Below are 10,166 nucleotides of genomic sequence, written 5' to 3' on the forward strand. Positions count from 1 at the left end.
ACTTATGGGACTTTTGGAAACGATCAAGCATCCGCGGGACCTGAGCAAGCTCAGCGACGCACAAATGGACGCCCTGGCCCAGGAAATCCGGGCCTTTTTGATCAGCAACGTGTCCCAGACCGGCGGCCACCTGGGACCGAACCTGGGCGTGGTGGAGCTGACCTTGGCCATCCACCGCGTCTTTGACTCGCCGCGCGACAGCGTGGTCTTCGACACGGGGCACCAGTCCTATGTCCACAAGCTGCTCACCGGGCGGCAGGATTTTTCCACGCTCCGCCAGCAGGGCGGCCTGTCCGGCTACCCCGACCGCGGCGAATCCGTCCATGACATTGTTGAAAGCTCCCATGCCTCGTCGTCCCTGTCCTGGGCCGACGGTATTTCACGGGCCCGCACCATCAATGGCGAGACGGACCGGTACGTGGTGGCCGTCATCGGCGACGGCGCCCTGACCGGCGGCATGACCTGGGAGGCACTGAATAACATTGCGGCCGACAAGGACCGCAAGGTGGTCATTGTGGTCAATGACAACGGGAGGTCCTACGCGCCCACGGTTGGCGGGCTGGCCGACTACCTGGCGTCCCTGCGCCCCGCGATCGACCACGTCCGCACCCACCGGAAATACGAAGCATCCATGTCCTGGGCCAAAAAGCGCCTGCAGGACGGCAACTCGGCGGGCCAGTTTGTCTACAAGGGGCTGCATGCGGCCAAAAAGGGCATCAAGGACTGGTGGGCCCCGCAGGGCCTCTTTGACGACCTCGGCCTGAAGTACGTGGGCCCCGTGGACGGCCATGACGAGAAGGCCATGGAAGCGGCCCTGAGCACCGCCAAAAATTATGGCGGCCCCGTCATCGTCCACGCCTTTACGCAAAAGGGCAGGGGCTACGCGCCTGCCCGCGCCCACCAGGCCGACCAGTTCCACGCCGTCGGCATCATCGACCCCGCCACCGGGATCGCCGTGGAAACGCCCAGCGGCAAGTCCTGGACGGGCGTTTTCGGTGAGGAAATTGCGCAGATTGCCGATGAGCGCGACGACATCGTGGGCATCACCGGTGCCATGCTGATCCCCGTGGGGCTGCAAAAATTCGCCGACAGGCACCCGGACCGGGTCATCGACGTCGGCATTGCCGAACAGCACGCCATGACCATGGCGGCGGGCCTGGCCTTTGGCGGGCTGCACCCCGTGGTTGCCATGTACGCCACGTTCCTCAACAGGGCCTTTGACCAGCTCCTCATGGACGTGGCCCTCCACCAGGCCGGCGTCACGGTGGTCCTGGACCGGGCCGGGGTGACCGGGCCCGACGGCGCCAGCCACCACGGCATGTGGGACCTGTCCATGCTGCAAATTGTGCCGGGCCTGCACCTGGCCGCCCCGCGAGACGCCGTCAGGCTGCGCGAGGAGCTGCGGGAGGCCGTTGCCATCTCGGACGCCCCCAGCGTACTGCGGTATTCGAAGGGCAAGGTGGGCCCCGAGGTCAAGGCCCTGGAGCGTCTTTCCGACGGCGTTGACATCCTGGCCCGCACCTCCCATGACATGCCCGGAACCGGTTCCGACCCGGAAACGGACGTGCTGATCGTCAGCGTGGGCGCCATGAGCGAACTTGCCCTCGACGTCGCCGGCAGGGTCGGCGCACAGGGAATCACGTCCACCGTGGTGGACCCGCGCTGGGTGCTGCCCGTGCCGCGTTCGCTCATTGCCCTGGCTTCCCGGCACCGGATTGTCATTGTCATCGAGGACGGCGTGCGGGCCGGCGGCGTGGGCTCGAGAATCCGCCAGGAACTGCGCGGGGCGGGCGTGGACACTGCCCTGAACGAGGTGGGCCTGCCCGTCGAATTCCTCGACCACGGCACCCGCGCCGAGGTGCTGGAGCGGGTCGGCCTGACCGCCCAGCGCGTGGCCCAGGACGTGGTGGACCAGGTGCTGGGCACCAAGGTTCCCTTTGCCCGGCCGCTGCCCGGAACCGCAACGCCCCGCACCGGCCAGCTGCCCATCCTGTGACCGCACCGGACCAGGGGGACACGCCCCGTCCCGGCGACCTCGTGGTGGCCCGCAACCGCAAGTTCAACGGCTTTGCCCACTGGGTGGTGCCGGGGCGCTACCTGGGCTCCGACAGCAACGGGCATTGGGTGTTCCAGGGCACGGGCGAGTTCATCTCCCGGCCCGGGGCCGCCCTCTACACGGCCTCCGACGCCGTCCTGCTGATCCCGCACCAGGGGGACTGGGTCGCCACGTTCTACGACGGCGCCCACCCGGACGGCGTCGAGCTGTACATCGACCTGGCCACGGAGCCGTCCTGGCGGCGCATCCGGCCCGGCGTGGTGGAGTTCCACCTGGTCGACATGGACCTGGACGTCATCCGCACCAGGGACCGCGGCGTATATGTTGACGACGAGGACGAGTTCGCCCGGCACCGCCTGGAAATGAATTATCCGCCCGCCCTGTGCTCCCGCATGGAGGCGGCCTGCGCCAGCCTGGCGGCTGCGGTTGCAGACCGCCAGGCACCCTTTGACGGCCGAGACTCGGCCTGGTTCACCTTAGGAAGGACACTCCCATGAGCGGGACCGATCCCAACATTGTCCGCATGTACAAGACGGACGACGCCGGCGCCCTGGTTTTCCGGGAGGCCTGGGTTGAGGCGGGGGAGGCCGACGGCGACGCCTCCTGGTTTGTGGTCAACCACGGCGCCGTGGGGCACCAAAGCACGTCCAAGGATGCCGAGGTGGACACTGTTGAGGAGGCACTGGGCATGCTTGCCGCCTTCACCGAACAATGCCACGCCGACGGCTACGCCGAGCTTTCGCGCGCGGAGCAGTTCACCGTGGTGGCCCAATTTGCCCTGAAGAATGCCAAGGCCGGCGAGCGGGACAAGTACCTGGAAGAGAAGGCCCGCGAGGCGCTCACGGCGCACCTGGCCTGGCGCGGCAGCGGCGTGGTGGAAAAGAGCGAGTTTGTGGCCGGGCCCCATTCCACCGGCAAGCTGAACATCTACATCCTGGCCCCGGAACCGGCCCGGGCCGTGGCCAACGTCAAGACCTGCATCCGCGAGGAAAAGCTTGACTTTACAAAATTGAGCATCGGCGTGGCCCCGGCCGGGGACCTCTCCGCCATCAAGGCCCGGCACTCGCCCACGGGCGGCACTGCCTTCTCCCTCTAGGCGGCGGATTCGATGCAGCGGATTCGATAGTGTGGAAGCATGACTGACTTTCGCCAAGTGGGCAATTCCGGACTGACCGTTTCAACCGTGGGGCTGGGGTGCAACAACCTGGGCCGCGTTGGATCGGCGACACAAACGCAGGAGGGGAGCAACGCCGTCGTGCATGCGGCGCTGGAAGCCGGCATCACGCTCTTTGACGTCGCGGACATGTACGGAGGCTTCCCCGGCCAAAGCGAAGCCATGCTGGCCAAGGCGCTGGGCGGGGAGCGGGAGAACGTGGTGGTGGCCACCAAGTTCGGGCTCGACGCCGAAGGCGCCAACGGCGTGGACTGGGGCCGGCGCGGCTCCCGGAAGTACATCATGCAGGCCGTGGAGGCCTCCCTGCGGCGCCTGGACACCGACTACATCGACTTGTACTACTACCACTCCCCGGACGGCTACACGCCCCTTGCAGAGACGCTGGCGGCCATGGATGAGCTGGTCACCGCGGGCAAGGTGCGCTACCTTGGCCACTCCAACATGGCGGGCTGGCAGATTGCGGAAGCGGAATTCACGGCCAGGATGTCCGGCGGGAACCGCTGCGTCGCCAGCCAAAACCACTACAACCTGCTGGACCGCCGCGCCGAACTTGAAGTCACGCCGGCCGCGGAGGCCTACGGCCTGGGCGTCATGCCGTACTACCCGCTGGCGAACGGGCTGCTGACCGGCAAGTACAGTTCAGGCAAGGCGCCCGAGGGCAGCCGGCTGACGTACACCCGCGGACACATGCTGGCCGGGGCGGACCTGGCCCAGCTGGCTGCCTTTGGCGACTTTGCCGCGGCCCGGGGCCTGAGCGAGGTCCAGGTGGCCTTTTCCTGGCTCGCCGCCCAGCCGTCGGTGGCCAGTATCATCGCAGGGGCCACCCGGCCGGAGCAGGTGCGCGAGAATGCCCAGGCGGCCTCCTGGAAGCCCTCGGCAGCCGAGCTGGCCGAGCTGGACACCATTTTCCCCAAGAACCCCCGGGTGGCACTCTTCTAGGCGGCGCCGGGGTGCGGCGCCAGGGTCCGGCGCCAGGGCGGCGCCGGACTTAGTGGGCAGCCACACTCAGCGCGGCAGGATCCTTTGGAACAGCACATGGTCCTGCCACGTGCCGTTGATCAACAAGTACGTCTCCGCGGTCCCAATGGCCGTGAAGCCGCAGCGCCGGAGCACCGTCTGGGAGCCAATGTTGTGCGCCAGCGTGCCGGCCTGGATCCGGTGCAGCCCCAGCTCGCGCTCCGCATGGGCGCACACAAACTGTGCCGCCGCCGTGGCCAGTCCGCGCCCCTGGAAATCCTCGGCGACCCAGTAGCCCAGGTGCCCGTTCTGGAAGGCGCCGCGCACAATGTCAGTGAGTGAGATGCGCCCCACCACCCGCTGGCCGTCCACCAACAGCCAAAAGGCGCCCCGGCCGGCGGCCTCTTCGGCCAGCGCGCCGTCCAGAGAAGTGCGCTGCCCCTCGGCGGTGTAGTGGCTTTCGTCCCGGATGGGTTCCCACGGCTGCAGGAATGCGCGGTTGAGCACGTAGGCGTCCGCGAGTGCCTGGGCATCGACCGCGCGCACGGGCCGGATCGTGACGTTGCCCGGCAACAGGGCTGCCCTGGCGGATTCAGACACTGACGGTGATCCACTCGCCGTCAATCGCGGCCGCGTAGCGGGGCAGGGCCTGTTTTGCCGGTCCCGTGATGACGGTTCCGTCCGCGCCCTTGAACACGGAGCCGTGGCAAGGGCACTTGAAGTCCGCCCCGCTCGGGGCGACCTCGCAGCCGGCATGCGTGCACACGTCGGAGTAGGCGTACACCTTGTCCTGGGCTGCACGGAAGATCACAATGTTGACGTTGTTGGCCTTGCCCTGTGCCGTGGACCCCACGGGCACGTCGGAGAGTTTGCCCACCCGGACGGGGGTTCCAGTGGTCGGGATGGTGCCGGGAGTGGAACCTTGGCTGGGGCCAGCCGACACAGCGGGCACGCACCCCGCCAGGGCCAGCGCGCAGGCACCGCCCGCGGCGACGGTGGACGAACGCAAAACGGCGCGGCGGGAGGGAGGTGGTGAGGTCATGGGCCCATTGTTCCAGCCAATGCTGGGTGAAAGCCAAATGCCGCACGACGGCGGCTGCGCACCCCGGGTGGGCCGCCGCCGTCGTGCGGTGGAGCAGGCTTAGGCCGGGTGGAAGTGCCTGCCGTTGACCCGTTCGGAAGCCCCCACCCGGTCCAGGTACGGCGTGATGCCGCCCAGGTGCATGGGCCAGCCGGCGCCGAGGATCATGCAGAGGTCGATGTCCTCCGGCCCGGCCACCACGCCTTCGGCCAGCATCAGCCCGATCTCCTCGGCCAGCGCGTCCTGGGTCCGGCGCAGCAGTTCTTCCGCGGTGGCAGGACTGCTGCCGAAGCTCAGCAGGGCGAGGGTCTCTTCGGGGATGTGCCGGGTGCCGTCCTCCGAAAGCTCCCACAAGCCCTTTTTGCCGCAGTCGATCAGAGCCTGGATGTTCGCGGAGACGGCAATGCGGTCCCCGAACGCGGCGTGCATTGACTCGGTGACGTGTTGGGCCACCGGCAGGCCCACCATGGCCAGCAGCGTGAACGGCGTCATGGGCAGGCCCATGGGCCGCAGCGCATTGTCCGCAGTGTGCGCGTCGGTGCCCTCATCGAAGGCCTTGGACACCTCGGCCATGAGGCGCAGCAGCACCCGGTTCACCACGAAAGCGGCTGCATCCTTGACCAGCACTGCCGTCTTGCGCAGGGCCTTGGCGGTGGCGAACGCGGTGGCCAGCACGGCGTCGTCGGTCTTGGGGGCCCGGACAATCTCCAGCAGCGGCATGAGCGCCACCGGGTTGAAGAAGTGGAAGCCCACCACGCGTTCGGGGTGCAGGAGGTCCGCCGCCATGGCCGTGACGGACAGCGAGGAGGTGTTGGTGGCCAGGATGCACTCCGGCGAGACGATGGCCTCCACCTCGGCGAAGACAGCCTTCTTCACATTCAGCTCTTCAAACACGGCTTCGATGACAAAGTCGGCGTCCGCAAAGGCTTCCTTGGAGACCGAGCCCGTGACCAGAGCCTTGGTCCGGTTTGCGGCGTCCTGGCTGATCCGCCCCTTGGCCAGCAGCTTCTCCACCTCGCCGTGCACGTACGCAACACCCTTGTCCACCCGCGCCTGGTCGATGTCCGTCATGACCACGGGCACCTTGAGCTGGCGGGCGAATAGCAGGGCAAACTGGCCCGCCATGAGCCCGGCGCCCACCACCCCCACCTTTGTGACGGGCCGGGCCAGCTTGGCATCGGGCGCCCCGGCCGGCCGCTTGCCGCGTTTCTGCACCAGGTCCAGGAACGCGTACACGGTGTCCTTGAACTGCGGTGTCAGCATCAACTCCGCGAGGGCCTCGTTTTCGGCGTCAAAGGACTCCTCCTTGGTCCAGTTCCTGCCCTTTTCCAGCAGTTCAATCACCTTCGCCGGCGCCGGGGCGGCGTTGGAGGTCTTGGCCTCCACAAACTTCTTGGCACGCTCGACGGCGGCATCCCAAGCTGTGCTGTTTTCCTCGCTGACGGGTTCGGGGACGGCGTTGGGGCGGCCGGGCGTTTCGGTGCCGGCCAGCACGCGGGCCGCCCAGGCAACGGACTGCTCCAGGAAGTCGGCGGGTTCAAAGAGGGCGTCGGCAATGCCCAGCTTGAAGGCTGCGGCGCCGCTGAGCGTGCGGTTGTTGGAAAGGGCGTTTTCGATCATGACCTGGACGGCGTTGGCCGGGCCGATCAGGCGCGGCAGCAGGTAGACGCCGCCCCAGCCGGGCACCAGGCCCAGGAAGGCCTCGGGCAGGGCCAGGGCGCCCGCGCCAGTGGACACGGTGCGATAGTTGGCGTTGAGTGCAATCTCCAGCCCGCCGCCCAGGGCCAGGCCGTTGATGAACACAAAGCTGGGCACGCCCAGCTCGTTCAGGGTCGAATAGACGTCGTGGCCCAGCCGGGCCATGTGCAGCCCGGCCTCCCGGTCCTTGAGGCCCTTGACGGCGGACAGGTCGGCGCCCGCCGCCAGGAAGTACGGCTTGCCGATGACGGCGACGCCCTTGATTTCCCCGCGGGCGGCCCGTCCACGCTGGGTTTCCAGCACCGTGCCGAATTCCACCAGGGTGTTCGGCCCCAGGGTGTTGGGGCGCCGGTGGTCCAGGCCGTTGTCGAGGGTGATTAGGGCCAGGGTGCCGGCACTCGGTGCGCCATCCACCCCCGGCAGGGCGATGTCCTGGACGTAGGAGTGTGTCACCACCTCGTCGGGAAACAGGGCGGTGAGCTGGCCGTAATCCTGGGCGCTCATGCTGCGCTCCCTTCGGTGGTTGAGCTTGTCGAAACCGCTGGGGCTTCGGTGGGGGTGAAGTGCGGGTTTTCCCAAATGACGGCCGCGCCCATGCCCAGGCCGATGCACATGGCGGTCAGGCCGTAGTGCACCGAGGGGTCTTCGGCGAACTGGCGGGCCAGCTGGTTCATGAGGCGCACGCCGGAGGAGGCCAGCGGGTGGCCCACGGCGATCGCGCCGCCGTAGCGGTTGAGCCGGGGGTCGGCGTCGTCCAGGCCAAAGTGGTCCAGGAAGCTGAGCACCTGGACGGCAAAGGCCTCGTTGATTTCAAACAGGCCGATGTCGTCAATCGTGAGCCCGGCCAGGCGCAGGGCCTTTTCGGTGGCCGGGACCGGGCCGATTCCCATGACTTCAGGCTCGACGCCGGCAAATGCGTAGGTGACCAGGCGCATTTTGACTGGCAGGCCCAGTTCCTGCGCAGCCTCGGCCGAGGCCAGGATGGCGGCCGTGGCGCCGTCGTTCAGGCCCGCGGCGTTGCCTGCCGTGACCCGGCCGTGGGCCCGGAACGGGGTGCGGAGGGCGGCGAGGTCCTCCAGGGTGGTGCCGGGACGGGGCGGCTCATCAACCGTTTGGACCGTCCAGCCCTGTTCGGCCTTGAGCGTGGCGACGGGCACCAGGTCCGGCTGGATCTGCCCGTTGGCGCTGGCCGCCGCAAACTTGGCCTGGCTGGCCACGGCATAGGCGTCCGCGCGTTCCTTGGTGATGGCAGGAAAGCGGTCGTGCAGGTTCTCGGCCGTGTTGCCCATGTTCAGGGCAGCGGGGTCCACCAGCCGCTCGGCGAGGAAGCGCGGGTTGGGATCGGCCCCAGCGCCCATGGGGTGGTGGCCCATGTGCTCCACGCCGCCGGCAATGACCACGTCGTAGGCGCCGAAGCCGATGCCGGAGGCCGTCGTCGTCACTGCGGTCATGGCGCCGGCGCACATCCTGTCGATGGCAAAGCCGGGCACGGACCGGGGCAGCCCCGCCAGCAGGGCCGCGGTGCGCCCGATCGTCATGCCCTGGTCGCCGTTCTGCGACGTGGCGGCAATGGCGACGTCGTCAATGCGTTCCGGCGGCAGTGAGGGATTGCGGCGCATCAGTTCGCGGATGCACTTCACCACCAGGTCATCGGCCCGCGTGGAGGCGTAAATGCCCTTTTCCCCGGCCCGTCCAAAGGGGGTGCGGACGCCGTCCACAAACACGACGTCCCTGATCTGCCGATTCTGGCTCACCTGTAACTCCTCTTAGCGAAAGACATGCGTGTGCGCCGGACGCTTCCCAGGAAGTGCACGACTGTGTCACGCATCATGTTACTCGTCGGTAACTTAGACTTCAACACGGCCCCTTCCACCCCCGCGAACCGGCACCTAACGTGGATGTTTTCGTGGAACATCCACGTTAAGTGCCCGCTCGGGAGAGACTAGGAGGCGTTCCGGGGTTCCTTCGGCGGCAGCGGCTCCGGGTGGGCCAGGGCGTCTGCCAGCAGCGGCACCGTCAGCTCCAGCTGCCAGGTGCGGGCGCCGAGTTCCGCCAGCATTGCTGAGACGGACGATTCCGTCACGGGCAGCGGCGGCCGCCAGCAGACCCGGCGCAGGTGGTCGGGGGTGAGGATGTTCTCCGCCGGAATGTTGAGCTCCGCGGACAGTTCCCCCAGGCGCGCCTTGGCGGTCGCGTACCGGGCCGCGGCCTCGGCATCGCGGTCCGCCCAGACGCGCGGCGGGGGAGGGGCGTTGGTGTGGGCCTGCAGGGGCGGAAGGTCGGAGCTGTTCCTGGCAGTCTGGAGGGCGTGGAGCCACTTGGGGGCGTCGCGCTTGGCGGCCCGGCCGTGGAACCCCGCCAGGCCAAGCAGCGCCGGCACAGTGGTGGGCATGGCCTTCGCTGCGGCAACAATGGCGGAGTCGGGGATCAGCCGGCCGGGGGCAATGTCGCGGTGCTCGGCCAGGCGTTCGCGGGTTTCCCACAACTCCCGCACGGCGCCCAGCTGCACGCGGTTGCGGATGGTGTGGGCGCCGGAGGTGCGGCGCCACGGGTCGGTCCGCGGCGCCGGCACCCCGGCGTCGATCAGGTGCTGGAATTCCTGTGCGGCGTAGTCCAGCTTGCCGTCAGCCGCAAGCACTGCAACCAGTTCCTCCTCCAGCTCGGCCAGGACTTCCACGTCGAGGGCGGCGTACCGCAGCCAGGCTTCGGGCAGCGGGCGGGTGGACCAGTCGGCCGCGGAATGTTCCTTGGCCAGGTGGTAGCCCAGCAGGGATTCGACGACGGCACCCAGTCCCACCCGGGGCAGCCCGGCAATGCGGGCGGCCAGTTCGGTGTCAAAGAGCCTGTCCGGCCACATGCCCACGCCGGCCAGGCACGGCAGGTCCTGGCTGGCGGCGTGCAGGATCCATTCGACGCCGCGGAGCGCCTCGCCAATGATGGCCAGGTTGTCAAATGCCTCCGGGTCGATGAGCCACGTTCCGGCGCCGTCGCGGCGGATCTGCACCAGCATGGCACGCTGGCCGTAGCGGAAGCCGGAGGCCCGTTCGGTGTCCACGCCGGCCGGACCGTGGCCTGCGGCCAGGGCGGCTGCGCAGCGGCGGAGCGCCGGCTCCGTCGAGACCACTTCCGGGATTCCCTCGCGGGGGTCGTTGAGCTCCACCACGTCGGGCAGTTCGCCCAATTCCACGCGGACGCCGTCA

General features: G+C 68.3%; 9 protein-coding genes. 4 read left to right on the forward strand and 5 right to left on the reverse strand.

The features are described from left to right. Nucleotides 1-4: 4 nt before the first annotated feature. The 4 genes from dxs to LPN03_RS14710 are packed head-to-tail and all read left to right on the forward strand — an operon-like array spanning nucleotide 5 to nucleotide 4,169. A complete protein-coding gene (gene dxs, locus LPN03_RS14695; RefSeq protein WP_262454810.1) occupies nucleotides 5-1,996 on the forward strand; it encodes a 1-deoxy-D-xylulose-5-phosphate synthase in 1,992 nt (663 codons plus the stop codon). After that, a complete protein-coding gene (locus LPN03_RS14700) occupies nucleotides 1,993-2,553 on the forward strand; it encodes a DUF402 domain-containing protein (protein WP_165182850.1) in 561 nt (186 codons plus the stop codon). The genes dxs and LPN03_RS14700 overlap by 4 nt, the downstream gene beginning before the upstream one ends. Then, complete coding sequence (locus LPN03_RS14705) at nucleotides 2,550-3,152, forward strand: hypothetical protein (RefSeq protein WP_165182851.1); 603 nt, start codon at nucleotides 2,550-2,552, stop codon at nucleotides 3,150-3,152. Before LPN03_RS14700 ends, LPN03_RS14705 begins: the two co-directional genes overlap by 4 nt. 39 nt (nucleotides 3,153-3,191) lie before the next feature. Next, nucleotides 3,192-4,169 (forward strand): aldo/keto reductase, encoded by a 978-nt coding sequence (locus LPN03_RS14710; protein ID WP_165182852.1) that lies wholly within the window; start codon nucleotides 3,192-3,194, stop codon nucleotides 4,167-4,169. A 66-nt stretch (nucleotides 4,170-4,235) separates the two neighbouring features. Here LPN03_RS14710 and LPN03_RS14715 read toward each other — a convergent pair whose 3' ends face one another. From LPN03_RS14715 to LPN03_RS14735, 5 genes are all read right to left on the reverse strand, one after another. Continuing rightward, on the reverse strand, nucleotides 4,236-4,787 hold the full coding sequence (locus tag LPN03_RS14715) for a GNAT family N-acetyltransferase (RefSeq protein WP_262454812.1): 552 nt from the start codon (nucleotides 4,785-4,787) through the stop codon (nucleotides 4,236-4,238). After that, on the reverse strand, nucleotides 4,780-5,229 hold the full coding sequence (locus tag LPN03_RS14720) for a Rieske (2Fe-2S) protein (protein WP_165182853.1): 450 nt from the start codon (nucleotides 5,227-5,229) through the stop codon (nucleotides 4,780-4,782). Before LPN03_RS14720 ends, LPN03_RS14715 begins: the two co-directional genes overlap by 8 nt. 99 nt (nucleotides 5,230-5,328) lie before the next feature. Next, on the reverse strand, nucleotides 5,329-7,470 hold the full coding sequence (locus LPN03_RS14725) for a 3-hydroxyacyl-CoA dehydrogenase NAD-binding domain-containing protein (RefSeq protein ID WP_262454813.1): 2,142 nt from the start codon (nucleotides 7,468-7,470) through the stop codon (nucleotides 5,329-5,331). Beyond that, on the reverse strand, nucleotides 7,467-8,720 hold the full coding sequence (locus tag LPN03_RS14730; protein WP_262454814.1) for a thiolase family protein: 1,254 nt from the start codon (nucleotides 8,718-8,720) through the stop codon (nucleotides 7,467-7,469). The genes LPN03_RS14725 and LPN03_RS14730 overlap by 4 nt, the downstream gene beginning before the upstream one ends. Before the next feature lie 188 nt (nucleotides 8,721-8,908). After that, on the reverse strand, nucleotides 8,909-10,166 hold a 1,258-nt coding region (locus tag LPN03_RS14735; RefSeq protein WP_262454815.1), incomplete at its 5' end, for an HRDC domain-containing protein.

Origin of the sequence: Arthrobacter sp. A2-55, from assembly GCF_025548615.1 — a bacterium.
In the GTDB taxonomy this organism is placed as follows: domain Bacteria; phylum Actinomycetota; class Actinomycetes; order Actinomycetales; family Micrococcaceae; genus Specibacter; species Specibacter silviterrae.

Coding starts and splice junctions, on each gene's coding strand:
- LPN03_RS14705 (WP_165182851.1), top strand. CDS start 2,550: ATGAGCGGGACCGATCCCAACATTGTCCGCATGTACAAGACGGACGAC.
- dxs (WP_262454810.1), top strand. CDS start 5: ATGGGACTTTTGGAAACGATCAAGCATCCGCGGGACCTGAGCAAGCTC.
- LPN03_RS14725 (WP_262454813.1), bottom strand. CDS start 7,470: ATGAGCGCCCAGGATTACGGCCAGCTCACCGCCCTGTTTCCCGACGAG.
- LPN03_RS14710 (WP_165182852.1), top strand. CDS start 3,192: ATGACTGACTTTCGCCAAGTGGGCAATTCCGGACTGACCGTTTCAACC.
- LPN03_RS14720 (WP_165182853.1), bottom strand. CDS start 5,229: ATGACCTCACCACCTCCCTCCCGCCGCGCCGTTTTGCGTTCGTCCACC.